General features: G+C 67.7%; 24 protein-coding genes and 1 pseudogene. 13 read left to right on the top strand and 12 right to left on the bottom strand.

Translation table 11 applies throughout. The annotated features are described in order from the left end of the window. From ON37_RS05620 to ON37_RS05610, 3 genes are all read left to right on the top strand, one after another. A partial coding sequence (locus ON37_RS05620) for a replication initiator (protein WP_040717503.1) occupies positions 1-311 on the top strand: 311 nt, incomplete at its 5' end. 10 nt (positions 312-321) lie between these two features. Further along, on the top strand, positions 322-516 hold the full coding sequence (locus ON37_RS05615) for a hypothetical protein (protein WP_040717501.1): 195 nt from the start codon (positions 322-324) through the stop codon (positions 514-516). Beyond that, positions 516-1,814 (top strand): site-specific integrase, encoded by a 1,299-nt coding sequence (locus tag ON37_RS05610; protein WP_157171358.1) that lies wholly within the window; start codon positions 516-518, stop codon positions 1,812-1,814. Before ON37_RS05615 ends, ON37_RS05610 begins: the two co-directional genes overlap by 1 nt. A gap of 1 nt (position 1,815) precedes the next feature. Here ON37_RS05610 and mmsB read toward each other — a convergent pair whose 3' ends face one another. The 4 genes from mmsB to ON37_RS05590 all read right to left on the bottom strand — a co-directional run bounded on the left by mmsB (position 1,816) and on the right by ON37_RS05590 (position 6,671). Then, positions 1,816-2,739, bottom strand: a complete 924-nt coding sequence (gene mmsB / locus ON37_RS05605; RefSeq protein ID WP_040717495.1) for a 3-hydroxyisobutyrate dehydrogenase — start codon at positions 2,737-2,739, stop codon at positions 1,816-1,818. Between the two features lies 1 nt (position 2,740). Further along, complete coding sequence (locus ON37_RS05600; RefSeq protein WP_040717491.1) at positions 2,741-3,823, bottom strand: enoyl-CoA hydratase/isomerase family protein; 1,083 nt, start codon at positions 3,821-3,823, stop codon at positions 2,741-2,743. A 184-nt stretch (positions 3,824-4,007) separates the two neighbouring features. Beyond that, a complete protein-coding gene (locus tag ON37_RS05595) occupies positions 4,008-5,147 on the bottom strand; it encodes an acyl-CoA dehydrogenase family protein (protein WP_040717489.1) in 1,140 nt (379 codons plus the stop codon). A 3-nt stretch (positions 5,148-5,150) separates the two neighbouring features. Further along, a complete protein-coding gene (locus ON37_RS05590; RefSeq protein WP_040717487.1) occupies positions 5,151-6,671 on the bottom strand; it encodes a CoA-acylating methylmalonate-semialdehyde dehydrogenase in 1,521 nt (506 codons plus the stop codon). A gap of 220 nt (positions 6,672-6,891) precedes the next feature. Here ON37_RS05590 and icmF point away from each other — a divergent pair, with 220 nt between their 5' ends. Together icmF and ON37_RS05580 are read left to right on the top strand one after the other, a co-directional pair. After that, a complete protein-coding gene (gene icmF, locus ON37_RS05585; RefSeq protein ID WP_040717484.1) occupies positions 6,892-10,149 on the top strand; it encodes a fused isobutyryl-CoA mutase/GTPase IcmF in 3,258 nt (1,085 codons plus the stop codon). Further along, positions 10,142-11,323, top strand: coding sequence for an amidohydrolase family protein (locus ON37_RS05580; RefSeq protein WP_245553062.1), 1,182 nt, complete (start codon positions 10,142-10,144; stop codon positions 11,321-11,323). Before icmF ends, ON37_RS05580 begins: the two co-directional genes overlap by 8 nt. Positions 11,324-11,468: 145 nt before the next feature. On the opposite strand, the gene ON37_RS34435 is transcribed toward ON37_RS05580, so the two are convergent. Beyond that, positions 11,469-11,591 (bottom strand): hypothetical protein, encoded by a 123-nt coding sequence (locus ON37_RS34435; RefSeq protein WP_281004669.1) that lies wholly within the window; start codon positions 11,589-11,591, stop codon positions 11,469-11,471. After that, the gene (locus ON37_RS05575; protein ID WP_245553060.1) at positions 11,588-11,872 is read right to left on the bottom strand and encodes a Dabb family protein; all 285 of its coding nucleotides are present in this window, start codon (positions 11,870-11,872) and stop codon (positions 11,588-11,590) included. The genes ON37_RS34435 and ON37_RS05575 overlap by 4 nt, the downstream gene beginning before the upstream one ends. Positions 11,873-11,977: 105 nt before the next feature. Between ON37_RS05575 and ON37_RS05570 the strand changes: the two genes are divergently transcribed. After that, positions 11,978-12,613, top strand: coding sequence for a TetR/AcrR family transcriptional regulator (locus ON37_RS05570; RefSeq protein ID WP_040717480.1), 636 nt, complete (start codon positions 11,978-11,980; stop codon positions 12,611-12,613). 180 nt (positions 12,614-12,793) lie between these two features. On the opposite strand, the gene ON37_RS05565 is transcribed toward ON37_RS05570, so the two are convergent. Next, on the bottom strand, positions 12,794-13,066 hold the full coding sequence (locus tag ON37_RS05565; protein WP_051031240.1) for a hypothetical protein: 273 nt from the start codon (positions 13,064-13,066) through the stop codon (positions 12,794-12,796). Between the two features lie 216 nt (positions 13,067-13,282). Between ON37_RS05565 and ON37_RS30805 the strand changes: the two genes are divergently transcribed. Further along, entirely contained in the window at positions 13,283-14,620 is a 1,338-nt protein-coding gene (locus ON37_RS30805) for a helix-turn-helix domain-containing protein (protein ID WP_505785471.1), read from the top strand. Then, positions 14,602-15,297 carry a RibD family protein gene (locus ON37_RS05555; protein ID WP_040717509.1) on the top strand — a complete coding sequence of 232 codons (696 nt, stop codon included), beginning with the start codon at positions 14,602-14,604 and terminating at the stop codon, positions 15,295-15,297. Before ON37_RS30805 ends, ON37_RS05555 begins: the two co-directional genes overlap by 19 nt. A 26-nt stretch (positions 15,298-15,323) precedes the next feature. On the opposite strand, the gene ON37_RS05550 is transcribed toward ON37_RS05555, so the two are convergent. Further along, the gene (locus tag ON37_RS05550) at positions 15,324-16,010 is read right to left on the bottom strand and encodes a TetR/AcrR family transcriptional regulator (protein ID WP_051031238.1); all 687 of its coding nucleotides are present in this window, start codon (positions 16,008-16,010) and stop codon (positions 15,324-15,326) included. A 117-nt stretch (positions 16,011-16,127) separates the two neighbouring features. On the opposite strand from ON37_RS05550, the gene ON37_RS05545 reads away from it, so the two are divergent. The 4 genes from ON37_RS05545 to ON37_RS05530 are packed head-to-tail and all read left to right on the top strand — an operon-like array spanning position 16,128 to position 19,957. Continuing rightward, positions 16,128-16,964 carry an SDR family NAD(P)-dependent oxidoreductase gene (locus ON37_RS05545; protein ID WP_040717474.1) on the top strand — a complete coding sequence of 279 codons (837 nt, stop codon included), beginning with the start codon at positions 16,128-16,130 and terminating at the stop codon, positions 16,962-16,964. A 19-nt stretch (positions 16,965-16,983) separates the two neighbouring features. Beyond that, entirely contained in the window at positions 16,984-17,928 is a 945-nt protein-coding gene (locus ON37_RS05540) for a hypothetical protein (RefSeq protein ID WP_040717471.1), read from the top strand. Next, positions 17,925-18,446 carry an NAD(P)/FAD-dependent oxidoreductase gene (locus tag ON37_RS05535; protein WP_040717468.1) on the top strand — a complete coding sequence of 174 codons (522 nt, stop codon included), beginning with the start codon at positions 17,925-17,927 and terminating at the stop codon, positions 18,444-18,446. The genes ON37_RS05540 and ON37_RS05535 overlap by 4 nt, the downstream gene beginning before the upstream one ends. Beyond that, positions 18,443-19,957, top strand: coding sequence for a flavin-containing monooxygenase (locus ON37_RS05530; RefSeq protein WP_040717465.1), 1,515 nt, complete (start codon positions 18,443-18,445; stop codon positions 19,955-19,957). The genes ON37_RS05535 and ON37_RS05530 overlap by 4 nt, the downstream gene beginning before the upstream one ends. Here ON37_RS05530 and ON37_RS05525 read toward each other — a convergent pair. From ON37_RS05525 to ON37_RS05515, 3 genes are read right to left on the bottom strand one after another with little or no spacing between them, the layout of a single operon-like run. Then, a complete protein-coding gene (locus tag ON37_RS05525; protein ID WP_040717462.1) occupies positions 19,930-20,703 on the bottom strand; it encodes a helical backbone metal receptor in 774 nt (257 codons plus the stop codon). The genes ON37_RS05530 and ON37_RS05525 overlap by 28 nt on opposite strands. A 25-nt stretch (positions 20,704-20,728) precedes the next feature. Beyond that, a complete protein-coding gene (locus ON37_RS05520) occupies positions 20,729-21,502 on the bottom strand; it encodes an SWIM zinc finger family protein (protein WP_040717460.1) in 774 nt (257 codons plus the stop codon). Then, on the bottom strand, positions 21,499-24,384 hold the full coding sequence (locus ON37_RS05515; RefSeq protein WP_174362072.1) for a DEAD/DEAH box helicase: 2,886 nt from the start codon (positions 24,382-24,384) through the stop codon (positions 21,499-21,501). Before ON37_RS05515 ends, ON37_RS05520 begins: the two co-directional genes overlap by 4 nt. Positions 24,385-24,602: 218 nt before the next feature. Between ON37_RS05515 and ON37_RS05510 the strand changes: the two genes are divergently transcribed. After that, positions 24,603-25,304 carry an HNH endonuclease family protein gene (locus tag ON37_RS05510; RefSeq protein WP_040717455.1) on the top strand — a complete coding sequence of 234 codons (702 nt, stop codon included), beginning with the start codon at positions 24,603-24,605 and terminating at the stop codon, positions 25,302-25,304. Positions 25,305-25,351: 47 nt separating this feature from the next. Here ON37_RS05510 and ON37_RS34430 read toward each other — a convergent pair. Further along, a pseudogene (locus ON37_RS34430) lies at positions 25,352-25,600 on the bottom strand (TetR/AcrR family transcriptional regulator); the annotation flags it as partial.

The raw sequence follows: 25,600 nt of genomic DNA, 5'->3' as shown, positions 1-25,600 counted from the left end.
CTCTCGGCCTGCGCGGCCGCCGCGTCCTGGTGTCGCGTCGCTGGACCGGCAAGACCCTCCCGGACCACAAGGCCGACCGCGCCGAATTCGTTCGGCAAATCCTCGCCCAGGTCGGCATCCAACGCCCCGACCCGTCCCGGCTGATCGTGAAACCGGTCGAACCGGGAGACAAGAACGTGCCACCGCGAGAGCACCTGATCATGGCCTCGATCGCCCAGCGGATCAAATGGCGCGCCCAATACGAAACCGCCCGCCTGCAAGCCAGTCCACCAGGCGAACAACAACATTCGGCAACCCAGATCGCAGCATAGGAGTGCAGCAATGAGCGACGAACGGATTTGGTTGACCCGGGAAGAGCTTGGCGAGCGGTGGCGTATCAGGCCGAAGACGTTGGCGAATTGGGCGGCTCTCTCTCCGCAGAAGGGGCCGCGGTTCGTGAAGGTCGGCGGTCAGGTTCGATACCAACTGGCTGACGTTCTGGCCTATGAGAATTCGCTCATGTCGGAGGCAGCGTAATGCCTCGTGAAGCGCTCGAACCTGGCGGCTATCCGCCGAAAGACAAGCTCCAGCCCACGAAGGGTGCTGATGGCATCTGGCGGCTTTCGGAGGTTCGTCACCGTGCGATCAACGGTGAATACGTCCGTTCGTCCGGCAGTGGTCCGACCCGTGACCTGTGCATGGCCGCGTTCTGGGAGAACTTCGAAAAGAACCGGTTCAAAGGATCTGTGCGTCGGAAGCGGCGGACAGAGAAGGTTGTGCTGTTCAAGCCAACCGACAAGATGAGTGCGGTGTTCAAGCACCATGCCGACCTGCTTCGGCAACGGCTCGAAAAGGGCGAGATCAGGGAAAAGACGTACAACACGTACCTTGGCGTGATCTACCCGAACGAGGGTCCGCGGGCGAAGTCCGACGCGATCAAACTGGACGTCGAGCTTGGGGCGTTCAGCATCGCAGAGGCCGGCCGCCCGTCTGAGCTTGCCTCGTACATCGCGGATATCGCAGAGATTGCGCCGGGTGTGGCATTGCAGCATCACACCATCTTGACCGCCGTGTTCCGGATGCTGACCCTTCAGGGCCTCTACGACGATTCGCCGATGCGTCTGGTTCCGCGCCCGGATTTGAATGGTGGCGGGCAACGAGCGCTCGATGCGGTCAACCGTGCCGAGTTTGTAAAGTTGTTGTGCGACAAGGGAAGAACGCCTCGCGGCCACGACTACGTACTTCCGTTCGGACTTACCGTGCTGGGTACCGGTGTGCGTCCGGGAGAAGGTCTGGCGGTGCGCTGGTTCGATATTCCGGACTTGGATGACGAGACGGTAGACAGGGCGGTGCTGCACGTCTGCGGCACAATCGTGAAATCGCCGGGCCGGAAGGCGCACAGGCAGGACACGCGCAAGGCCGGGGACTCCTACTACGTCACGCTTCCCCGCTGGCTCACGAGTGAACTCAGGGCATGGAAACGGTTCTGCAGCCCGGTCGACGAAATGGCGCTGATGTTCACGATTGACGGTCAGCCGATCTCCACGGATGTCGTCGGCTATGCGTTGGAATGCCTGCGCGCGGGAACCGATTTGGAGTGGATGACGTGGGGCAATCTGCGTGACACGGTAGCCACCGAGGTAACCGGCAAGACTGGCGACAGCAAGTGCGCCAGTGCTCAGCTCGGCCACTCGGAAGGATCCTCGATGGCTACCCGTCACTACATCGACCGTCAGGGGTACAAGCGTGCGGCTGTCGACTACGCCGAAGCTCTGGAGGGCCTGTACCCGGAAAATGACGGCAATCTAACGGTTTCGACCCGGTTCGGCCGGTAGCTCAACCCTCTGAGCTGCTGCGATGACTTCGATTCCGAATATCGGTGACGATAGCGGAGAAGTCCTTATCGCCCGCCGACCGGTTGAACCGGTCGTAGATCTCGGCCGCCAGCAGCCCGAACCGGCCCTCGACCCCGTTGTCTCGCAGCGCATTCGCGGCCAGGCCGAGATCCTTGGTCATCAGCGCGGTGGCGAATCCGGGCCGGTAGTCGTTGTTCGCCGGACTCGTCGGCACCGGGCCCGGCACCGGGCAGTAGCTGGTGAGCGACCAGCACTGGCCCGAGGCGGTGGAGACCACGTCGTAGAACTTGTCGTGGGTCAACCCGAGCTTCTCGCCCAGCACGATCGCCTCGGACAGTCCGATCATGGAGATGCCGAGCATCATGTTGTTGCAGATCTTGGCCGCCTGGCCGACACCGGCGCCGCCGCAGTGCACCACCTTGCCACCCATCACCTCGAGCACCGGGAGGGCGGCCGCGAAATCCTCGGCCGGACCGCCGACCATGAAGGTGAGGGTGCCCGCGGTGGCACCGCCGACGCCCCCGGAGACCGGGGCGTCCAGCGCCCGGTGCCCGGCCGCCACCGCGAGGTGCGCGGCCTGCTTGGCATCGGCGACGTCGATGGTCGAGCAGTCGACGAACAACGTTCCCGGTTTGGCCGCCGACAGCACGTCGGCGTAGACGTCGAGCACGATGCGGCCGTTGGGCAGCATGGTGATCACGAGATCCGCCTCCGCGGTCGCGGCCGCGGCGGCGTCGACGACGGTCGCACCGTCGGCGCGCGCCTGCTCCCGGGCGGCGGGCGCCGGATCGTAGGCCAGCACCTCGTAGCCGGCCCGGACCAGATTGGCGGCCATCGGACCGCCCATGTGGCCGAGGCCGAGGAAGGCGACTTTCGTTGTCGCGGGCGTGGTTTCGGTGCTCATCTCATACCTCCGACTCGGTCAGGCCCAGTTCGCGATCGCCGAGCGCGCCGAAGTAGCCGGCGACCAGGTCGTCGGACACCTCGGCCAGCGTCGCCGGCGACCACTGCGGGTTGCGGTCCTTGTCCACGACCTGCGCGCGGATGCCCTCGACCAGGTCGTGGCTGGTCAGCGCGGCCACCGACACCCGGTACTCCGCGTTCAACGCCTGCTCCAGGCTGACGACCGAACGCGCGGCGCGCAGCGAGCGCAGCGTCACCTTCAGCGCCACCGGCGACTTCGACAGCATGTCACCGGCCGCCTTGGCCGCTTCGGGGGTGTCGTGGCGCTGCAACCGAGCCACGATCTCCTCGACGGTGTCGGCGCTGTAGCAGGCGTCGATCCAGGACCGCTGGGCCGCCAGATCGGATTCCGGCGCCGGCTCGGCGAATTCGGCGATCGCGGTCGCGGCATCGGTTTCGCGCAGCCGCTGCAGGAGGGCCGGAATACGCTCGGAGGCAACGAAAGTATCGGCGAATCCGGCCGCGATCGCATCGCCGGCGCTCATGCGCGCGGTCGTCAGGGCGATATGGGTGCCCAGCTCACCGGGCGCGTGCGACAGCAGGTAGCTGCCGCCGACATCCGGGATGAAGCCGATCCCGGTTTCGGGCATGCCGACCATGGACCGCTCGGTCACGATGCGATGACCGCCGTGCGCGGACAGGCCGACGCCGCCGCCCATGACGATGCCGTCCATGATCGCCACATACGGTTTCGGGTAGCGACCGATATAGGCGTTGAGGATGTACTCGTCGCGCCAGAACCGCCCGCTCGGCGACTCGGCGGCCTGATAGGCCGAATCCCCGTTCGCCACGGTGTTTTTCGCATCGGTGTGGATGGCGACGATATCGCCGCCCGCGCACAGCCCACGCTCCCCGGCGCCGGTGAGCACCACCGTGCGCACCTCGTCGTCGGCCGCCCAGTCCCGCAGCGTGGCCAGAATCGCCTGCGCCATCGGATGATTGAGCGCGTTGATGGCCTTGGGCCGGTTGAGCGTGATGACGCCGACGCCGTCCCGCTTGTCGAACAGTACTTCCGCTTCACTCATAGCTTTCCTCACACTGTTTCCGCCGTGGCTGACCGCTCACGCTGTATCCATTCGGCACGAGCGGGCGCCCTCCGTGGTTACGCACGCCGCCTTCTCCGGGCGCTGACCGCTCACGCTGTATCCATTCGGCACGAGCGGGCGCCCTCCGTGGTTACGCACGCTGCCTCCTCCGGGCGCTGACCGCTCACGCCGCGCCGACTACCGAGCGAGCCACCACGACTCGCATGATCTCGTTGGTTCCCTCGAGAATCTGGTGCACGCGCAGGTCGCGCACGATCTTCTCGATCCCGTATTCGGCCAGGTAGCCGTAGCCACCGTGCAGTTGCAATGCCTTGTTGGCGACCTCGAAGCCCGCATCGGTGGCGAAGCGCTTGGCCATCGCGCACAGCTCCACCTTGTCGGGGGCATCCGCATCGAGTGCGGCCGCGGCCCGCCACAGCAGGGTCCGCGCCGCCTCCAGCGAGGTGCGCATATCGGCGAGGTCGAACTGCAGGGCGGCGTTGTCGAGCAGCCGGGCACCGAATGCCTTGCGCTGGGCCATATATGCCACGGACCGGTCGAGCGCGGACTGGCCGCCGCCCAGCGAACAGGCCGCGATGTTGAGCCGGCCGCCGTTGAGGCCGTTCATGGCGATCCGGAATCCGTTGCCCTCACCGCCGAGCAGATTCGCCGCCGGCACCCGAGCCTCGTCGAGGATGACCTGCCGCGTGGGCTGAGCATTCCAGCCCATCTTCTTCTCGTTGGCGCCGAAGGAGATTCCGGGAGTGTCCGCGGGCACGATGAACGCGGAGATGCCGCGGGCGCCCGCGTCCTCGGTGCGCGCCATCAGGACGTACACATCGGTGCTGCCCGCGCCGGAGATGAACTGCTTCACCCCGGTGAGCAGATAGTCCGCGCCGTCGCGCACCGCCCTGGTGCTCAGCGCGGCCGCGTCCGACCCGACTCCCGGTTCGGTGAGCGCGTAGCTGGCCAGCAGATCCATCGAGGTCAGACCGGGTAGCCACCGGTGGCGCTGGGCGTCGGTGCCGTAGCTGTCGATCATCCAGGTCGCCATGTTGTGGATGGAGATGTAGGCCGCGACGGCCGGGCAACCGGTCGCCAGCTGCTCGAAGATGCGCACCGCGTCCAGTCGGCGCAGATTCGACCCGCCGACATCCTCGCCGACGTAGATACCGCCCATGCCGAGCGAACCGGCCTTGCGGATCACGTCGACCGGAAAGTGTTTCCGCTCATCCCATTCCAGCGCGTTCGGGGCGAGCAGCTCGTCGGCGAAACTGCGGGCGGTCTCGGTGATCGCCTTCTCGTCCTCGTCCAGTACGAACATGGGTCAGTCCATGGTCGGGATGACGAAGTGGTCGGTGCCCGTCCCGGCGGCCGGTGCGGTCCGCAGACCCTGGGGCCAGCGCTGGGTGACGGTCTTGGTCTTGGTGTAGAAGCGGATCGAGTCGGGGCCGTGCTGGTTCAGATCGCCGAAACCCGACGCCTTCCAGCCGCCGAAGGTGTGGTACGCGATCGGCACCGGAATCGGCACATTGATGCCGACCATGCCGACCTGCACGCGCGCGGCGAAGTCACGAGCGGTATCGCCGTCGCGGGTGAAGATCGCGACGCCGTTGCCGAATTCGTGCTCGCTGGGCAGGCGCAGCGCCTCCTCGTAGTCGGCGGCGCGCACGATCGCCATCACCGGCCCGAAGATCTCCTCCTTGTAGATCCGCATCTCCGGCGTAACCCGGTCGAAAAGCGTTGCGCCGACGAAGAATCCGTCCTCGGCGCCGTCGACCTTCAGGCCCCGGCCGTCGACCACCAGTTCGGCGCCCTCGTCGACCCCGATCCGGATGTAGTCGTTCACCCGGTCCACGCCGTCGCGGCCGACCAGCGGGCCGAAGTCGGCGCCCGGATCATCGGAGCGGCCGACGTTCAATTTGCCGATGCGCTCCACCAGCTTGGCGCGCAGCCGCTCCGCGGTCTCCGCACCGACCGGCACCGCCACCGAGATGGCCATGCAGCGCTCACCGGCGGACCCGTAGCCGGCGCCGATCAGCTGATCGGCGACGTCGTCGAGATCGGCGTCGGGCATCACGATCGCGTGGTTCTTGGCGCCGCCGAAGCACTGCGCGCGCTTACCGTTGGCGGTGGCGGTTTCGTAGATGTACTGCGCGATCGGGGTGGAGCCGACGAAGCCGACGGCCTTGATCCGCTCGTCGGTCAGCAGCGTGTCGACCGCCTGCTTGTCGCCGTTGACCACGTTGAACACACCGGCCGGCAGTCCGGCCTCGAGGAAGAGCTCGGCCAGCCGCAGCGGCACCGAGGGATCGCGCTCGGACGGCTTGAGCACGAAGGCGTTACCGCAGGCCAGGGCCGGTCCCGCCTTCCACAGCGGAATCATGGCCGGGAAGTTGAACGGGGTGATACCGGCGACCACGCCGAGCGGCTGCCGCATCGAGTACACGTCGATTCCGGTACCGGCGCTCTCGGTGTACTCACCCTTGAGCAGATGCGGAATTCCGATCGCGAATTCGATCACCTCGAGCCCGCGCTGGATATCGCCCTTGGCGTCGGCGATGGTCTTGCCGTGTTCGCTGGACAGCAGGGCGGCCAGCGAATCCATCTCCGCCTGCACCAGCGAAACGAACCTCATCAGCACCCGCGCCCGCTTCTGCGGGTTGAACGCGGCCCAAGTCGGCTGTGCCGCAGCGGCATTCGCGATCGCGCTCTCGACCTCGGCCTTGGTTGCCAGCGGCACCCGCGCCTGCACCTGCCCGGAACTCGGGTCGTAGACATCACCGAACGTGCCGGACGTCCCGGGGACTCGTTGCCCGCCGATGAAATGAGTCAGTTCGCGAACCATGCCAGTCCTGTTCTCGATGCGGTCGATACCTCCACGCCGATCGACGCGGTACATGGCCACCCTATAGTTGGACGTCCAAGTATTTAAGTCCCGTTCCTGTGATTCATCTCACCGATAGCGCGGTGGCCGACGTCACAGTACAGTTGATTTGACGTCCTACTATCGGGACGCCAAGCGTAAGCGCGCGGCGCTACCGCGCGGGGCCCTGTGGAGGGTGACAATGGCCGACCTGCACGTTCCGGTCCATCCCGTCCGTTTCGTCACCTCGGCTGCCCTGTTCGACGGGCACGACGCGGCGATCAACATCATGCGGCGGATCCTGCAGTCCCAAGGCGCCGAGGTGATCCATCTCGGGCACAACCGCGCGGTCCACGAGGTGGTCGACGCGGTGCTGACCGAGGATGTGCAAGGCGTCGCGGTCAGCTCGTATCAGGGCGGTCACGTCGAATACTTCGAATACCTGGCCGACGCGCTTCGCGAGGCGGGCGCCGGGCACGTGAAGATCTTCGGCGGCGGGGGCGGGGTCATCGTCGCGGAGGAGATCGAGCGGCTGGCGGCGGCCGGGGTGCGCATCTTCTCCCCCGAGGACGGTCAGCAGCTCGGGCTGCCGGGGATGATCAACGAGCTGATCCGGACCTGCGATATCGACCTGTCGACCGAGCCGGCCCCGGTGGAGGCGGTGCTCGCCGGGGAGCGATTCGCCTTGGCCCGCACCCTGACCTGCCTGCAGGCCGACGCGCTGCCGGCCGCGGACCTGGACCGGCTGCGGGCGGCGGCCACCGGACGGACCGTGCCGGTGCTCGGCATCACCGGTACCGGCGGCTCCGGAAAGTCCTCACTCACCGACGAACTCGTCCGGCGACTGCGCACCGATCAGCAGGACAAGGTGCGGGTGGCGATCCTCGCCGTCGACCCCACCCGCCGCCGCGGCGGCGGAGCGCTGCTGGGCGACCGCATCCGGATGAACTCGCTCGATGCCGAGCACGTCTATTTCCGATCGCTGGCGACCCGCGGGGCCCACGAACTGCCGACCAATATCGACGCGATGATCCTGGCGTGCAAGGCCGCCGGATTCGATCTGGTGATCCTCGAAACGCCGGGAATCGGCCAGGGTGACGCCGCCATCATCGACCATGTCGACATCTCGATGTATGTGATGACGCCGGAATTCGGCGCCGCCTCCCAGCTCGAGAAGATCGACATGCTCGATTTCGCGGATGTGGTCGCCATCAACAAGTTCGAGCGGCGCGGTGCCGAGGATGCGCTGCGCGACGTGTCCCGCCAGCTGCTCCGCAACCGGGAAGCGTTCGGATCGGCGCCGCAGGACATGCCGGTATTCGGCACCAGCGCAGCGACATTCAACGACGACGGCGTGACCGCGCTCTACCAGCACCTGGCCGGTCTGCTGCGCGAGCGCGGACTGCCGCTGGAAACGGGCGTCCTGCCGCGGGTCGACACCCGGGTCTCCACCCGGTTCGCGCAGATCATTCCGCCGGACCGGGTACGGTATCTGGCCGAGATCGCCGAGACCGTGCGGGATTATCACGCGCACACCCGGCGGCAGGTGATCGCCGCCCAGCAGGTGCAGCGGTTGGACCAGGTGCTGGCCGAACTGCCGGACGACGGTGGGACCGGCACGGCGGCGGCTGCCCCGGAGATATCCGCGACGCGCCGGACCCTGACCGACCTGCGCACCCGCGCCGACGCCGAACTCGACCCGGAATCGGCTGCGTTGCTGCGTGATTGGCCCGACGTGGTCGAATCCTATCGCGGTGCGGAACAGGTGGTCCGGGTCCGGGATCGGGAGATCCGCACCCCGCTGCGGCGAACCACGCTGTCGGACAATTCGATTCCGCGGGTCGCCCTGCCACGGTTCACCGATCACGGCGAGCTGCTGCGCTTCCTGCGTTCGGAGAATCTGCCGGGGCGGTTCCCGTTCACCGGCGGGGTCTTCGCCTTCAAGCGCGACAACGAGGATCCGGCACGGATGTTCGCCGGGGAGGGCGATCCGTTCCGGACCAACCGCCGGTTCAAGGTGCTGTCCGAACACGCCGAGGCCAAACGGCTCTCGACCGCCTTCGACTCGGTGACTCTCTACGGGCACGATCCGGCGCCGCGGCCGGACATCTACGGCAAGGTCGGCACCTCCGGTGTTTCGATCGCGACCCTCGACGATATGAAGGCGCTCTACGACGGATTCGATCTGAGCGCGCCGAACACCTCGGTGTCGATGACCATCAACGGCCCGGCGCCGACGATTCTGGCCTTCTTCCTCAACACCGCGATCGATCAAGCGCTGGCCCGGTTCCGGGAGACCACCGGACGCGAGCCGAATGCGGACGAGGCCGCCGATATCCGCGCGCGCACCCTGGCGACGGTGCGCGGTACCGTCCAGGCCGACATCCTCAAGGAGGATCAGGGCCAGAACACTTGCATCTTCTCCACCGAATTCAGCCTGCGCATGATGGCCGACATCCAGGAATGGTTCGTGCGCAACGGCGTTCGCAACTTCTACTCGGTGTCGATCTCCGGATATCACATCGCGGAGGCGGGGGCGAATCCGATCAGCCAGCTGGCGTTCACCCTCGCGAACGGTTTCACCTATGTGGAGGCCTATCTGGCCCGCGGGATGGCGATCGACGATTTCGCGCCGAACCTGTCGTTCTTCTTCTCCAACGGGATGGACCCGGAATATTCGGTGATCGGCCGGGTGGCCCGGCGCATCTGGGCGATCACGATGCGCGACAAATACGGAGCGAACGAACGGTCGCAGAAGTTGAAGTATCACATTCAGACCTCCGGGCGTTCGCTGCACGCCCAGGAGATGAATTTCAACGACATCCGCACCACGCTGCAGGCCCTGATCGCGATCTACGACAACTGCAACAGCCTGCACACCAATGCCTACGACGAGGCGGTGACCACACCCACCGAGGAATCGGTGCGCCGCGCCCTGGCCATTCAGTTGATCATCAACAAGGAATGGGGCCTGGCGATGAACGAGAACCCGCTCCAGGGCAGCTTCGTCATCGACGAGCTCACCGATCTGGTGGAGGAGGCGGTACTCGCCGAATTCGAGCGGATCAGCGAACGCGGCGGCGTGCTCGGCGCGATGGAAACCGGCTATCAGCGCGGCCGCATCCAGGACGAGTCGATGCGCTACGAACAGCGCAAACACGACGGTTCCCTGCCGATCATCGGGGTCAACACCTTCCGCAATCCGCACGGCGAAACCCATCAGGTGCTGGAACTGGCCCGCGGCACCGAGGCCGAGAAACAGTCCCAGCTGCGGCGCACCGAGGAATTCGTCGCCGCCCACCGCGACGCGGCGCAGGAAGCGCTGGCCCGGCTCGAGGCGGCCGCGCGCGGCGACGAGAATGTCTTCGAGGTGCTGATGGACGCCGCCCGGGTCTGCACGCTGCAGCAGATCACCGACTGCTTCTTCACCGTCGGCGGGCAATACCGCCGCAATGTGTGAGCGAGCCTCGGATGTGGCCCGCGCGGATGCCCGCACGTGTGACAATGCCCTGATCACGGACATCGCCGAAATGCGACGGAAGGGCGCCATGGACCTCGCCGGTATCAGCGTTGTGGACGCGCATATCCATCAGTGGGATCCGCTGAACACCCCGCGGGATTTCAGCATGCTGGCGAAGCTGTTCCGATTCGTGCCGGTGCCCGTGGACAAGGCCGCACGGCTGGCGCCGAAACGGGACCGCGATTTCGTCGGCGTTCCGGACGCCTATCTGCGACCGTATCTGCCGGCCGACTATCGCGAGGATATGGGCGCCGTGCCGGTGGAGGCGCTGGTACATATCGAGGTGGAATGGGCCGGGCGGGCGCCGGATGCCAAGGCCGATGAGACGCGCTGGGTGGCCAGCCTGCCGTTCGGGGTCGACACCCCGGCGCTGGGCGCCATCATCGGCAGCGGCGATCCGGCCGCCCCGGGTTTCTCCGAACTGATCGACAAACATCAGTCCGCCTCGCCGCTGTTCCGCGGGATCCGCACCATGGTGGCCCACCACCCGGATCCGGGCGTGCGCTCGTTCTGCAAGGCCGAGGGCGCCCTGACCGATCCGAACTTCCTCGACGGTTTCGCGGTGCTCGCCGAACGGGGGCTCTCGTTCGAGGCATGGGTGTATTCGCATCAGATTCCGGAGGTCACCGCGCTGGCCCGGCGCTATCCGGAGGTGACGATCGTGCTCAACCACCTCGGCACACCCGCGGGCATCTTCGGTCCGATCGGTAAGGACACCGGCACCCATCCGGGCCGCCGCCGCGAGCTGTTCGTGCAGTGGCGCGACGATATCGCCACGCTCGCAACCCATCCCAATGTGATGGCCAAGGTCAGCGGCCTGGCCATGCCGATCCTCGGTCATCCCGTGCCGGCGCGCGGTACCACGACCTCGGTGGCGGAGCTGCTCGATCGCGCGGCGGCCCTGCTGCACCATGCCTTCGACGTCTTCGGCGCACACCGGCTGATCTGGGGATCGAATTATCCGGTGGACAAACCGATTACGACGATCGCGAACAGCGCACAGGCGGTGATCGACGTGCTCGCCGACCGCGGTGGTAGCGCGGAAGAACTCGAACAGGTCTTCCGCACCAACGCGCAGAGGGTCTACGGAATCGACGCGGAGCTGCTGACCTAGCTGTCCGCCGAACCGGCGCGATCGTCTCGTCACCCACGGGTGTCCCGGCGCAGCGCGACATATTCGAGTCCGGCGAATACGGTCACCGCGAACGCCCCGATCAGCAGGAATTCACCCGCACCGCCCTGCGCGCGCCGGCCGCAACTCAGCCGACCCGCACCTCGGGAATCGACGCCATCAGCTCGGCCCATTCGGGATAGGCGGCGAGCTTGCGCTCGTTGATGGCCATGATCTTGGCACCCAGCTCCGGATCCGGGTCGTCGGTCACATCCGGCCCGATGTGCAGTTTCGCCAGATGCGGAATGATCTCCGGATCGCCGGCCAGGTGCACCGGATCGTGCATATCCGCTCGAGGGCGTCCAGATCGGCGATGGCCACGCAATAGGCGTGGGTGTAGCCGCTGTCCGGATCGTTCACGACGGCCGGTCCGACGGTCGAGAACGTCACCGATTCGACCGCTGCCGTCCGGCGCATCGTGGCGAGCACCTTCTCTCGATCCGCCTCGGTCGCTTCGTCCCGGAATGCGAAGCGCAGGGTGTGGACGATCATGATCTCCTCCTCATTTGAACTGACTGGTTCAATCTAGTGAACTTATCTGTAGTTCAGCAAGGGTCCGCCAGTTCATCCGACTGGATCGGCCGGTAGAATTCCGAGGTGACCAAGGCGACGACGCGCGGACGTATCGACAAGCGGCAGGCGATCCTGGACGTGGCCTTCACCGTCTTCGCCCAGCGCGGCTACGAGCGGACCTGCGTCCAGGAGATCGCCGATGCCGCCGGGGTCGCGAAACCGACTGTGTACAACCATCTTCGGGACAAGGAGACGCTGTTTCGCAGCGCGGTCGAGGCCGTGGCCGACGAGATCGGCGGGCAGTGCGTGCAGGTAATCGAACCACTGCGCGCCGCCGACGAGGACCCGGGACCGGCCCTGCTCTGCGCCGCACAGGGATTGCTGCGCATCTGCGCCGGCCCCCGCGCCCACGCCCTGCGCGCCCTCACCTACGCCGAGGCGAGCACCTTCCCCGATCTGATCCTCACCGTGGGCGACCGCACCTCCTTCCGGCTCGCCGAGGCACTGGCCGACCGGTTCGCGCGCCTGGCCCTGCGCGGACGCCTGCGCCCCTGCGATCCCGAGCGCGCCGCCGAACAGTTCCTGGCCCTGCTGACCGGCCCACTGGAGTCCCGCACCCGCTTCGGCACCCGCGAGATCGCCGCCACCGAACTCGACGCGATCGCCGAAAGTGCTGCGGATACCTTTCTCCGCGCCTACGGGGTCGAGGAAAAACACTGAATGACAACGCGATTCGCGTCCACCACGTCCTGGCCCGATGCTGCGTCGGTGTCGGCATCGCCCGGGTCGGTGGTGCGTAGCCGTCCTTCTCGGACCCCCGGTTCTCCGGAGTCGGCCAGCACACCGCCCAGACGAGAACCACCAGCGGTATCCCGAGGGCGACCAGCAGACCCGAGGTGATCATTCCGTCCCGCCGGACGCGAAAGCGGACCATCGGGCGAAAGACATTCGCGGGCAGACTGTTTCGACATCCGCGACACACATGATCGCGTGCAGTTCGAGCACGTCGAGATGGGACGGCGACGGGGTGATCACCACATCGACGCCGGTCGAGCGAACCTGGTCGACCACCGGCAGCAGAGTATCCTCCGGCGGCCACAACAGCCCGTACCCCAGGCGCCGAGCAAGTCGAATCACCTGCGCCGCATCCCATTCCACCGCAGCGGTAACCATCGGATCGATCCATCCGAATGCAGTCGGCAGACGTCTCACAGTGCGCTCCCCTCTGTCCGGTGAGCACCCGCCGCCGAGGAGCGGATCAGGAACCGGTGTCGACCCGGCGGCGAGTGCTGCCCAAGCCTCTCGCGGTCACACCGCCCCGACCAGGGACGGAAGGGGCACGGAGGGGGTACTCTCGGCGTACTCACCTCCCGACGACGGATACAGCCGATGCGATCATGTGGACGATGGACCGGAAGAGAGACCTCTGCGCTCCGCCGCGCGCTCGGTATGAAACGTGAAGCGTTCGCTACCCACGTCGGTGTGTCGGTCGATGCGGTGCGAAAGTGGGAGAGACGGCGCGAAACCATCGAGCTGTCGGGTCCCTACGCCGCCCGCATGGACCGAAAATTGCGCGAAGCCGAACCCGCTGTGGCAGAGAGGTTCTGGGCTCTTCTTGCGCCGCCGGACATCGAATCGCAGTGCGAGGTAGCGCTTGGCCGCACGGCAGGTGCCGATCAGATTTTCGTTCCGATGCACACCACTTCGGGGGACGTTACCTTGATGTCCGTACCGCGCCGCGCGTTCATCGCCGGAGTCGGCGCCCGCGCGGTCGGTATGCTCGTCGACGGAGCCATGTCGAGTTCTCCCCTGGCCGCAGCGTTCGCCGATAGCCGAATCGACCACGTCGGGTTTTTTCTGCACAAACGAATGAGCATCATCGAAGCGGACAACATCTACGGCTCGGCCAGCACGCTGGCCGAAGTCGTCGACGCCATCGCTCGAATGCAAGCTCTGCGGCAGGCCAAAGTCGTCGATTCCAGAGATATTCTCCGGGTGCTTGCGCTGTATGCGGAGACAGCGGCCTGGCAGTATCAGGATCAACGGATGTTCCATGAAGCGCAGCAATGGACCGAGCGGGGCTTGACTTGGGCGCATCAGCTCGGCGACAACTACAGCATCGGTCTGTCGCTCGTGCGCATGAGCCAGCTGGCAGCGGATCGAGGAGACGGCGCCGGCAGCGGTGAACTCGCCGCAGCCGCAAGACGTGCAGTGCCGGGCAATTCTCTGTTCGCCGCAGCGGCTGTTGCGTACGGCGCACACGCACTGTCACTCGAACGCAGGGCCGACGAGTGTGCACGTGCCTACGACGCGGCCCGCCGCCTGGTCGAGACGGCCGACCCCGATCCGGCATGGGGGTTCTTCCTCGATCATTCCTACATCGATGCCTCCGAAGCACACAGCCGCTTCACCCTCGGCGCACATTCCTCTGCTGCAAGGCAATTCGATGCCGCGACGGCCGGTATGCAAACGGGGTATCCCCGTGACCGCGGAGTCTATCTGGCGCGATCCGCGGTGGCTCACCTTGCCGCGGGCGACATCGAACCTGCGGCATCAGCGGGAAGGCAAGCCTTGTGTATTGGCATCGCCACCGGATCAGGACGGATCATGGAGCGCGTGACCACGCTCGCCGGACTCATGGACCCACTCAGCAGGCAGCCTGACGTCCGCGAGTTCAGGGACGAGTTCGAGCAGTGGAAGGCGGCAAGTTGCCCAGGCCCTATGTAGTGCTGTCGGTGGCGGTGAGCGTGGACGGGTATATCGACGACACCGTTCCCGAGCGCCTCTACCTGTCCAATGCGGCGGATTTCGACCGTGTCGACGCGGTCCGGGCCGAGTGCGATGCGATCCTGATCGGCGCGCAGACGCTACGGCGGGACAACCCACGCTTGATCGTCAAGAGTCCGCAGCGGCTCGAAAAACGCGCCGCCGCAGGAAAACCCGCGCATCTGCAGAAGGTCGTGGTGACGGCTTCCGGCGAACTCGACCGAGAGGCTAGGTTCTGGCACCACGGAGTGGAGGAGCGCCGTCCGATCGTGTACACCGTTGCCGCCGCCGCGGAACGGCTGCGCGCACACCTCGGCGACTTGGCTACCGTTGTACCGCTGGGCGCCGCGGTCGATTTCGGTACCCTTCTCGACGATCTCGGCGCTCGCGGTATCGGCCGATTGATGATCGAGGGCGGCACCACCATCCACACCGCGGTGCTTGCCTCAGGACTTGCCGATGAGCTACACGTCGCCGTCGCTCCCCTGCTGATCGGACAGTCGGATGCACCGCGATTCGTCAACCCGGCGGCATTCCCCGGCGGCCCTCGTCGGCGCATGAAGCTGGTCGAGGTGTCCCAGATCGGCGATGTCGCGCTGTTGCGGTATCTCCCGAAGGAGACTTCCGCCGACGAGTGATTTCCGCCGCGCTCCTGCACAACCCCTCACCGGGGCGTGATCTCCAAATACTGGGTCGACAGGAGTGTTGCGTGTGCGGCGGTGTGTTCGATCAGGCGATCGGCGTCCACATCCAGGGTCCCGGCGCGCCAGGCGGCGAGCAGTTCGGCGAAACCGCCGATACCCATCAGGGTGCTCATGCGTAGCGACAGTGGGTCCACGCCCGGGCGGAGGTAGGGTTCGGCCGCGGCCAGCAACCAATCGGTGGCGTCGGTGAGCATCTTCGAGCGGCGTTCCTCCAGGATCACGCTGCCGGCGTGGTCGCCGGAGAGGATGCGGGCCGGGCCGTCGGTCTGCAATGCGACGGCGCGGGCGATCGCGGCGTGCAGGATCTCCAGCGGCGCGCGGCCGATGTTCTCCGCGATCACGGCGGTCAGCTCACCGAAGACCTCGAGACACACCTCGTCCCACACCGTGGCGAGCAGATCGTCACGGTCGGCGAAATGCTCGTAGAAATAGCGGTCGTTGAGGCCGGCGCGGCCGCAGACGCCGCGCATGGTGACGGCCGCCCAGCCGCTGTCCAACCAGATGTCGAGCGCCGCGGCCAGCAACCGGGCCCGGCGCTCGGCACGGCGCTGTTCGGGAGTGCGGCCACCCCAGACGCGCGCCGCGCGTTCGGCGCCCGCGGCTCGGGGGGCGCCGTGCGAGGTCTGCGCCGGTGGTCGCGCACTCATGGTTGACATTCTGCCGCATCGCGCGCCTAATTGGTGGCATGCGCGGCCAATGAGGGCAGGCGACACCAATTGCCTCGTTCTCCCGTCCGCGCGGCCAGCGACGGCACGGGAGTTCACATGCGGCTCAATCCCTTCGGCGGTTCCCGCCGCACCGAACGCGCGAACGCGGTGGTCACCGGCGCCGGCAGCGGTATCGGCCGTGGATTCGCGACCGAGCTGGCCCGGCGCGGGGGCCGGGTGGTCTGCGCCGATCTGGACCCGGAGGCGGCCCGGCGGACGGCCACCGACATCGCGACGGCGGGCGGTACCGCGCTGGATGTCGAGTGCGATGTCCGCGATGCGGAACAGGTTGCGGCCCTTGCCGATACGGCCGAACGATGGTTCGGCGAACCGGTCGAGGTGGTGATCAACAACGCCGGTATCGGGCGCGGTGGCGAGGTGATCGGTGCGGCGTCGCTGGAGCAGTGGCATCAGGTTCTCGACGTGAACCTGTGGGGCGTCGTGCACGGGTGCCATGTCTTCGCGCCCCGGTTGCGCGCCGCCGGCCGCGGGGCCATCGTCAACACCGCATCGGCCGCGGCATTCGGCGTCGCGCCCCGGATGGCCGCCTACAACGTCAGCAAGGCCGGCGTGCTCGCCCTGTCGGAAACCCTCGCGGCCGAACTCGCCGGTACCGGCGTCACCGTGACCGCGTTGTGCCCGACCGCCGTGCGGACCAATATTCTGCGCGACGCCGACATCACCGATCCGACGACGGCGCGGTGGGGCGAGGTGATGCTGCAGTGGACGGGCCGCTCGCCCGATGCGATCGCGCGCACCACTCTCGACGCCGTCGACCACGGACGCCTCTACGTGGTGCCGCAGGTCGAGGCGAAACTCATCTGGCAGTCCAAGCGCCTGCTGCCCGGCCCGTACACCCAGGTCACCGGGCTGCTGGAACGACTGATGCGGTAGCTCGTGAGGAGGTCGAACAATGGCGTTCGCATACCCGGACATGCTGGCGACGATCAAGGACCGGCAGTGGGCCCTGGCCGATATCGACTGGGACGCACCCGGAGCCGACCTGATCACCGCCGAGCAGCGGCCGCGATTGGCGGCGTTCATGGCGGATCTGGTCTGGATCGAACACGTCGGTGCGCGCGGATTCGCGGCGCTGACCCGCAAGGCGCCCCCGGGTGCCCTGCGCGAGATCTACCGGTACTTCCACGCCGAGGAACAGAAACACGCCAACGCCGAACTGGCACTGATGCGCCGCTGGGGCATGCTGCCCGAGACCGGTTCCTCGGGCGCCTCTTCCGCGATGCCGGTGCCCAACAACAACATTCGGCTCGTCATCGAATGGCTCGACCGCTACGCCGACGATCTCACGCTACCCGTCCTCGGCACGGTCATCCCCTCCCTGGAAACGGCCCTGGACGGCGCGCTCGTCAAGTTCCTGCTCGACGAGGTGCGAGATCCGCTGTGCCACGAGGTTTTCCGGCACATCAACAGTGACGAGTCGCGCCATCTGGCCGTCGGCTTCCAGGTGCTCGAACAGCTCGGCGCCGGGCCGATGCGCCGGCTGGCCATCGAGACGGCGGGCTTCGCCCTGCGGCCGTCGTTCGCACTCGGCGCCCTGCTGTACGCACCGCTGCTGTCGCGGATGGCTGCCAATATCGTCGCCTTGGGGCTGGACGAGGAGAAACTGTGGAACGCGGTGCGGCGCTACGAAACCGTGGGTGACCGCTCCCCCGCCATCCGCCGGCTGCCGCTGTATCACGTCGTTCGCCATCACGCCCGGATGACGATTCACCGGGTGCAGCCCATGCAGCTGGCCGTGGACGCGCTCAACCTCGGGATCGACCGGCTGCCGGTGCGGCTGTTCGGGCCGCCGCCGTCGTGGTCGCGGGCACTCACCTACGAGCCGGTGGCGAAATGACCGGCGCGGTCGCGGAGCCGCGTGGGTCGCAGGACTACACCGGCGAACGGATTCACTGCACGCACTGGGACGGCCGATGGGAGCTGCGCGGGCGCCGGGTCGCGGTCGTGGGTGACGCCGCCGCGGTGGCGCGGGTGTTGCCGCCGGTGGTCGCGCGAGCGGACAAGGTCACGGTGTTCCAGCAGAATCCGGTGTGGATGCTGCCCCGGCTCCCCGTGGCCGGACTGTCCGCGTGGCTGCCGGCGCGGCTGGCCCGGGCCGCCGCCCGGGCGAATTTGCGACTGCAGGTCCGCGATCCGTGGGTGCGGCGCCAGCTGACACCCGAGGACGAGTCCGGCATCCGCCGCCACAACCACTACTACCGGGCCTTGCAGCGGCCCAACTGTCACCTGGTGACCTGGCCCATCGCCACCTTGGCGCCGTTGGGAATTCGCACCGCCGACGGGATCGAGCATCGCGTCGACTGCATCGTCTTCGCGCACAGCAGCGCACGGCCACACGAACGGGAGCAGCCATGAGCATCGACCACGAGGTGATCATCGTCGGCGCCGGATTCTCCGGTATCGGGATGGCGATTCAGCTGCGCGAGGCGGGTTTTCGCGATTTCCTCCTCGTCGACGACGCCGACGGTGTGGGCGGTACCTGGCATTGGAACACCTATCCCGGGATCGCCGTGGATATTCCGTCGTTCAGCTATCAGTACTCGTTCGAACAGAGTTCGCGATGGTCGCGCATCTACGCACCGGGGAACGAATTGAAGGAGTACGCCGAGCACTGTGTGGACAAATACGGTCTGCGTCCGCGCATTCGTTTCGGCACCACGATATCCAGCGCCGAATACGACGAGGAAGCGTCGGTCTGGACGTTGTGCACCGCCGACGGCGACCGGCTGACGGCACGCTACGTGATCGGCGCGACCGGTGTGCTGACCCGGCCCAAGCTGCCGGATATCCCCGGCGTGGAATCGTTTTCCGGCATCACCATGCACACCTCGCGGTGGGATCACGACCAGGATCTGCGCGGAAAGCGAGTGGCGATCATCGGGACCGGCGCCTCGGCCGTGCAGATCGTGCCGGCCATCGCGCCGGAGGTCGCCCGGCTGACGGTCTTCCAGCGCACGCCGATCTGGTGCCTGCCCCGACCGGACCGCGCCCTGCCCGGCGCGGCGCGCTGGGCGCTGCGGCATCTGCCCGGCGGACGCGCGATCTCCCGGCTGGCGAGCCACGCCTTCGTCGAACTCACTTTTCCACTCTCGGCGCATTACTATTCGACGCTGCCGCTGGCCAAACTGGGTGAACGCACCGGGCTGGCCCATCTGCGGCAGCAGGTGCACGACCCGGTGATCCGGGACAAGCTCACCCCGCGCTACGCCCTGGGTTGTAAGCGGCCGGGTTTCTCCAACGACTATCTGGCCACGTTCAACCGCGACAATGTGCTGCTGGAAACCGATCCGATCGCCGAGATCACCCCGACCGGTGTGCGCACGGCGAGCGGAATCGAGCACGAGGTGGAGGTGCTGATCCTGGCGACCGGATTCAAGGTGATGGAATCGGGCAATATGCCGACCTTCGATATGACCGGCGTCGGCGGCCGCGACCTGGAGAAGTGGTGGGACGAGAATCGGTTGCAGGCCTATGAGGGGGTCAGCGTGCCGGGATTTCCGAACTTCTTCTCGATCATCGGGCCCTACGGGTACAACGGCTCGTCCTATTTCACGCTCATCGAGATGCAGGCCCAGCACATTCTGCGCCTGCTGCGGCACGCTCGCCGCCGAGGCGCGACCCGGATCGAGGTGACCGAGGCCGCCAACGAGCGCTATTTCCGTGAGATGCTGGCCCGGCGCGGCGGCCAGGTGTTCTGGCAGGACAGCTGTGCGGTATCGAACAGCTACTATTTCGACAAGCACGGCGACGTACCGCTGAAGCCGATGAGCACCGTCGAAGCCGCCTGGCGCGCAACCCATTTCGATCTCGGCGACTACACCTTCGAACGAGTACCGGCTCAGCTGTCCAGCGCCCGGTCCACCTGAGCGCTCAGCCGATCCCGGGCGCCGACCAGCGAGGGGCCGTACCAGGTGAGATCGCGCCCGCTGACCAGGGCCACGGCCGTACCCGGAAAGGCCTCGGGCCCATCGGTTTCGGTGAAAACGTACGGTTCGTCGGGCAACACCGCCAGGCGCACCCCGCGGGTCAGGTCGGATTCCGGCACGGTCGGATAGCGCTCGGCGCCGTCGGCGTGCACCAGGCGCAATCCCAGCCGACGGGCCACGTCGGCGGTGAAGGTGTCGCGACCGACCACCATCCACGGGTTGCGCCAGATCGGGATCACCGCATCGACGGCCGGCCCGGCCGCAGGGATCGACCAGGCGGCACGAGCCTGCTCCAGCCACTCCGGAACGGGCACGCCGAGGGCGGCGCCGAACAGCCGTGTCAGCGATGCGAAGGCCTCGTCCAGGGTGCGAATCCGGGTGACCCACACCGGAATTCCCGCCGCGCGCAGCCGGTCGACGTCGATCCGGCGATTCTCCTCCTGATTGCACACCACCAGATCCGGCGCCAACTCCACGATGCGCCGCACATGCGGATTCTTCGTTCCGCGCACCCGCTCGACCGCGAGCTCCGGCGGGTGGGTGCACCAGTCGGTGGCGGCGATCAGCAGCCGCGGACAGGTCGCCGCGATCGCCTCGGTCAGCGACGGCACCAGCGACACCACCCGGCGCACCGGCCGCGGCAGCGGGACCGGGACACCCAGGTCGTCGCGGAGGTGCTCGCTCATAACGTCAGCATAGGAGCGGCGGTCGTCATGTCGCGGTGTCGAGGGCGCGGTAGAGCGCCCGCAGTTCGCGCAGCCCGGTCTCGGCGACCGCTTCGTCCTCACTGGTCATGCGCAGCGCCTGCCGCAGCGGCACCGGATCGAGATCCTCGATCGCGGGGTGGAACTGCGGCGTCGGCAGGTCGGGCAGCACCACGTTCTCGCCGTACAGATCGTCGGACACCGTCGGCCCGTCGTCGTCCTGGACCCCTCGGATGAGGGTGTCGAGATCGAGGCCGCGCAACGTCAACATCAGCGCGGGCGTCTCGTCCAGGCGTTCGGCGACGATGTAGCACAACGCGGCCACATGTTTGCACGGCCAGCCGTCGTCCGGGCAGGTGCAGGAGAAGTCGAGTTCGGCCGCCGTGGTGGGCAGCAGCAGCGGGCCCAACTCCTGCGGCAGCGCCCCCGACGCCAGCTGGGCGAGCATGCCCGGCGTGCTACGAACCCGGTCGATCAATTCGTCCAGCCGCTCGTCGCGCAGCACCCGCAGGGTCAGCACCGAGGTGAACGGGCGGGGCTGACTGCCCTGCACCTCGGCCGCGACCGCACCGGGTTCGACGTGATAGCTGACCACCTGTCCGGACCGGGCGTAGGTGCGCCCGCGGGAGAGCCGGCCGGCGTCGGCGACCTCCTCCACCGCCTCCAGGAAGGCGCGGCCCCACCAGGTGCGCGCGAACGATCCACGGCGACTGCGTGGTTCGACGCCGCCCCGTACCGGGCGGCGCTTGCCGTAGCCGCTGAAATCGGGTGCGGGGCTCATTCGCCGACCGCCTCCGCGCCGAGCATGAACAACTCACGCAATTCGTCGGTGCTCAGTTCGGTGATCCAGTTCTCGCCGGCGCCGACCGTCAGATTCGCCAATTCCTGCTTGCCGGTGAGCATGTCGTCGATGCGCTCCTCGATGGTGTCCACGCAGACCAGCTTGCGCACCTGCACATCGCGGCGCTGACCGATGCGGAAGGCGCGGTCGGTGGCCTGGTTCTCGACCGCCGGATTCCACCAGCGATCCAGATGCACCACATGGTTGGCGGCGGTGAGGTTGAGTCCGGTACCACCCGCCTTGAGCGAGAGCACCATGATGGGCGGGCCGTCCGCCTCGGCGAAACGTTCGACCATGCCGTCGCGGCGCTTCTTGGCGACACCACCGTGCAGGAACGGGATCGTGGTGCCGAAGCGTTCGCTCAGATAGGGCGTGATCAGGTCGCCGAACTCGCGGAACTGGGTGAACAGCAACGCCCGCTCCCCTTCCGCCAGCACCGCTTCGAGCACATCCTCCACCAGCGCCAGCTTGCCGGAACGATGCCGCCCGCGGCGCAACAGCGACGAGCCGTCGCTCAGATAGTGCGCGGGGTGGTTGCACACCTGCTTGAGCCGCGTCAGCGCGGCCAGCACGGCACCGCGGCGGGCCATGTTCACCGCGGTCGAACCGGTGGCCCGCGACGCCTTCAGCTGGGCGAGCATATCGTCGACGACCGCCTGATACAGGGCGGCCTGCTCGACGGTGAGATTGGCGCGCACGGTCATCTCCAACTTGTCCGGCAGGTCCGAGATCACCGACGGATCGGTTTTCACCCGGCGCAGCACGAACGGCGCGGTGATGGCGCGCAGCCGGCTGACCGCGTTGTCGTCGTGTTCGCGTTCGATCGGCACCGCGAACCGCGCATGGAATTCCGAGGGCTTGCCCAGCACGTTCGGCGCGGCGAAGTCGAGAATCGAGCGCAGTTCCTCGAGCCGGTTCTCCACCGGAGTCCCGGTGAGCGCCAGGCGATGCCGGGCCGGGATCGCCCGCGCCGCGCGCGCCTGCCGGGTGGCGGCGTTCTTGATGTGCTGCGCCTCGTCCAGGACCACCCGCTCCCAGGGCTGCCGTTTCAGCTCCTCCACATCGCGAGCCAGCAGGGCGTAAGTGGTGAGTACCAGATCCGAATCGGCCACGGCGGCATCGAGTTCCGCGCCGGAGCGGCGCACGGAGCCGTGATGTACCAGCACCCGCAGGCCGGGGGCGAACCGTTCGGTCTCGCGTTGCCAGTTGCCGACCACCGACATCGGACAGACCAGCAGAGTCGGGCCGGGTGCCGACTCGCGTGGCGCACTCTCGTTTTCGTGCACCAACAGAGCGAGGACCTGAACGGTCTTACCCAGGCCCATATCGTCGGCCAGGATGGCGCCGCAGCCGAGCCGGTTCATCGTCGCCAGCCAGGACAGCCCGCGCAGCTGATACGGGCGCAACTGTGCCTTCAGCCCGGCGGGGGGCTCGACGGTGTCGCCGGCGTGGACGCTGTCGAAAAGTTCGCGCACCCAGCCGGTCGCGGTCACCTCCTCGATCGGAACCTGGCGGACCTGCGAGGCGGCGATCTCACCGAGTAGCTGGGTCAGGGTGGCGGGCCGGTCCTCGACGCGTCCCTCCAGGTAGGCCGCCGCGGCGGCCAGGCTGCGGTGATCGGCCTGCACCCACTGCCCGCGCAGGCGCACCAGATCGGATTTCGCCTGGATCAGCCGGCCCATCTCCGCCGGCGTCAGGACGGTGTCGCCGAGGGCCAGTTCCCAGCGGTAGCTCACCAGACCGCTCAGGCCGACGGCGGTGTCGGTGGTGGCCGGCGACTGCACCCGCAGGCGCATACTCGGCGAAACGATGCGCCAGGCGCGCGGCAACATCACCTGCACCCCGGCCGAGCGCAGTTCGTGCGCGCCGTGCGCGACCAGCTCCTGCACCACCGGCGTCGGCAGCAGGAAGTCCATCCCGTACGGATCCCGCGGCACCTGCTGCAACCGCGGATAGGCCTGGATCGCGGCGGCCACCTTCTCCCCGGCCAGGCGGATCATCGCCGGATCGCCCTGAACCGGAACGGGTTGCGGCGCTTCACCTTCCGAACGCAGGCAGACCTCCAGGCGCCAGAGAGCCGCGACCGCCTGCGGATCGTCGTCGGGATCGTCCTCGGGTTCGAGCAGGCGCAGCACCAGTTCGGGTTCGTCGACGGTGAGGCCGGCACGCCACTGTTCGAGCACCGAGGCGACGCGATGCGAACCGGATTCCAGCGGCACCTCCGCGACCAGGGCCGCCAACAGCGGATGCGCCGGTTCCGGAACGCGCAGATCGAGCCGGGCGAGCGGATCGGCGAGTTCGGCGACCAGATCCTCGAGGATCGCGACCGCCGACCGGGACTCCGGCAGCCGAAGCGCGGGCGGCATCGCGGCGGCCAGTTCGGCGAGCCAGGCCCGCTGCCGCTGCCCGCCCACGAGCCGCCACCGCACCCACCACTCCCCGTCGGCGCGGTGCAATTCGGGCACAATGCGACCGGCCCGCACCCAGCGCCGCAACCCGCGCGCGACGTGCGCGAGATACCGCAGATCCGCCGCGACCGCCGAGTCCGGCAGCGGCTGCGTGAGTACTCGCGCGGCCACCGCGGGCGCCAGCGCGTGCCCCCTGACCTCGGTGACCTCGGGACCGGTCGCGCCGGCGACCAGAACCCGCACGCGATGGCGGAACCGTGCCGACCGCGCGATCGAGCCCAGCGGATCGGGCAGATCTGTGTATTGCGCAGCGGCAGGTGGCGTGTCCGCACCGGGCACGGCCGGTCGCGCGCCGGCGCCGGGCAGGCGCCACAGCACCAACCCCGACCCCGGCGACCACGAACCGTGCAGCATGCGGTCCATCCAATCAGCCGCCACCGACATCGATGCAGGGCCCGGTCGCACGGGCCGGTCACCGAGCCCGGCGAGCGCCGAAGGTCGCCCCGCGCGCCGAGGTGGTGAGGGTGAGGGACGACCGATTCGAACCGGACTCTCCGGACGTATCGACAAGACGCACCCGCTGCGTCCGTTGCGATCCGGCCGGTGTCGGCGACTCGGTGTAGTTCTGCGGCATGCGGTGGGAACGGGGTGGCGCGTGGGCGGCGAGTGTCGCGGTGATTCTGGTGGTCGGCGGATGCGGTGTTCTCGGTGCCCCGGAGCCCGCGCCGGGTAGTCCGAGCCGGGCGCGGATCGAGCAATTGCTCGCGACGGTCGAGGTCGTGCCACAGCGACCGCATCCGGGCGGATACGACCGCGACTGTGGGTCCGGACACGGCTGCGTGTTCGGCCCGGCATGGTCGGACGATCAGGACGGGCCGGGTGGACACGACGGATGCGATTCGCGCAACGGGGTGCTGGCCCGGCAGTTGCATGCGGTCCGGTTCCGGCCGGGTACGCACGATTGCGTCGTCCTGACCGGCACGCTTCGCGATCCGTATACCGGCCGCTCGATCGGATTCGACAAGGCGCGTGCCCGGGAGGTGCAGATCGATCACGTCTATCCGCTCGCCGCTGCCTGGGATATGGGTGCCGCGGGTTGGTCGTCCGAGCAGCGGATGCGTTTCGCCAACGACATCGACTTCAACCTGCTCGCCGTCGACGGCACGGCGAATATGGACAAGGGCGATCGCACCCCCGCCGACTGGTTACCGCCCGCGCGCGCCTATCACTGCTTCTACGCCGGGAAATACCTCACGACGGCCGCGCGCTACCGCCTGCCGATCACCACGGCCGACCATGCCGCCCTCACTCGCATCGCCCGCGGTTGTCCGTGAAACGGCACGGCGGGCCCGGGGGCCGGCGACAGTGCGGCGGGCAGGCCTCACCGCAGGGCGTCGAGCCGGCGAAGCAGCCGCTCGGCGGCGCCGCGCAGTTCGCCGGGATCGGCGGTGACACCGAGCAGTCGCAACGCGGCCTCGGGGATCGCCGTGTCGGCGTACGCCGGCGAGCTGCCCTCGTCGGAGCGGATATTGATCACCGTCTCGACGACGCGAAACGGCAGCACCTCGGCACCCGGCACGCCGTGTGGGCCGGCGGCCTCGACGGCGGCCGCCGCCAATTCCTCGTAGTG

Source organism: Nocardia veterana NBRC 100344 (assembly GCF_000308855.1).
Classification (GTDB): Bacteria; Actinomycetota; Actinomycetes; order Mycobacteriales; family Mycobacteriaceae; genus Nocardia; species Nocardia veterana.
This window is presented reverse-complemented; position numbering and strand designations above follow the sequence as displayed.

What these genes read in the sequence shown, in the direction of transcription:
- ON37_RS05510 (WP_040717455.1), top strand. Translation starts at nt 24,603, where the DNA reads ATGCGGTGGGAACGGGGTGGCGCGTGGGCGGCGAGTGTCGCGGTGATT.
- ON37_RS05515 (WP_174362072.1), bottom strand. Translation starts at nt 24,384, where the DNA reads ATGCTGCACGGTTCGTGGTCGCCGGGGTCGGGGTTGGTGCTGTGGCGC.
- ON37_RS30805 (WP_505785471.1), top strand. Translation starts at nt 13,283, where the DNA reads ATGCGATCATGTGGACGATGGACCGGAAGAGAGACCTCTGCGCTCCGC.
- ON37_RS05550 (WP_051031238.1), bottom strand. Translation starts at nt 16,010, where the DNA reads ATGAGTGCGCGACCACCGGCGCAGACCTCGCACGGCGCCCCCCGAGCC.
- ON37_RS05575 (WP_245553060.1), bottom strand. Translation starts at nt 11,872, where the DNA reads ATGATCGTCCACACCCTGCGCTTCGCATTCCGGGACGAAGCGACCGAG.
- ON37_RS05520 (WP_040717460.1), bottom strand. Translation starts at nt 21,502, where the DNA reads ATGAGCCCCGCACCCGATTTCAGCGGCTACGGCAAGCGCCGCCCGGTA.
- icmF (WP_040717484.1), top strand. Translation starts at nt 6,892, where the DNA reads ATGGCCGACCTGCACGTTCCGGTCCATCCCGTCCGTTTCGTCACCTCG.
- ON37_RS05525 (WP_040717462.1), bottom strand. Translation starts at nt 20,703, where the DNA reads ATGAGCGAGCACCTCCGCGACGACCTGGGTGTCCCGGTCCCGCTGCCG.
- ON37_RS05590 (WP_040717487.1), bottom strand. Translation starts at nt 6,671, where the DNA reads ATGGTTCGCGAACTGACTCATTTCATCGGCGGGCAACGAGTCCCCGGG.
- ON37_RS05535 (WP_040717468.1), top strand. Translation starts at nt 17,925, where the DNA reads ATGACCGGCGCGGTCGCGGAGCCGCGTGGGTCGCAGGACTACACCGGC.
- ON37_RS05545 (WP_040717474.1), top strand. Translation starts at nt 16,128, where the DNA reads ATGCGGCTCAATCCCTTCGGCGGTTCCCGCCGCACCGAACGCGCGAAC.
- ON37_RS05615 (WP_040717501.1), top strand. Translation starts at nt 322, where the DNA reads ATGAGCGACGAACGGATTTGGTTGACCCGGGAAGAGCTTGGCGAGCGG.
- ON37_RS05600 (WP_040717491.1), bottom strand. Translation starts at nt 3,823, where the DNA reads ATGAGTGAAGCGGAAGTACTGTTCGACAAGCGGGACGGCGTCGGCGTC.
- ON37_RS05530 (WP_040717465.1), top strand. Translation starts at nt 18,443, where the DNA reads ATGAGCATCGACCACGAGGTGATCATCGTCGGCGCCGGATTCTCCGGT.
- ON37_RS05610 (WP_157171358.1), top strand. Translation starts at nt 516, where the DNA reads ATGCCTCGTGAAGCGCTCGAACCTGGCGGCTATCCGCCGAAAGACAAG.
- ON37_RS05580 (WP_245553062.1), top strand. Translation starts at nt 10,142, where the DNA reads ATGTGTGAGCGAGCCTCGGATGTGGCCCGCGCGGATGCCCGCACGTGT.
- ON37_RS05595 (WP_040717489.1), bottom strand. Translation starts at nt 5,147, where the DNA reads ATGTTCGTACTGGACGAGGACGAGAAGGCGATCACCGAGACCGCCCGC.
- ON37_RS05565 (WP_051031240.1), bottom strand. Translation starts at nt 13,066, where the DNA reads ATGGTTACCGCTGCGGTGGAATGGGATGCGGCGCAGGTGATTCGACTT.
- ON37_RS05540 (WP_040717471.1), top strand. Translation starts at nt 16,984, where the DNA reads ATGGCGTTCGCATACCCGGACATGCTGGCGACGATCAAGGACCGGCAG.
- mmsB (WP_040717495.1), bottom strand. Translation starts at nt 2,739, where the DNA reads ATGAGCACCGAAACCACGCCCGCGACAACGAAAGTCGCCTTCCTCGGC.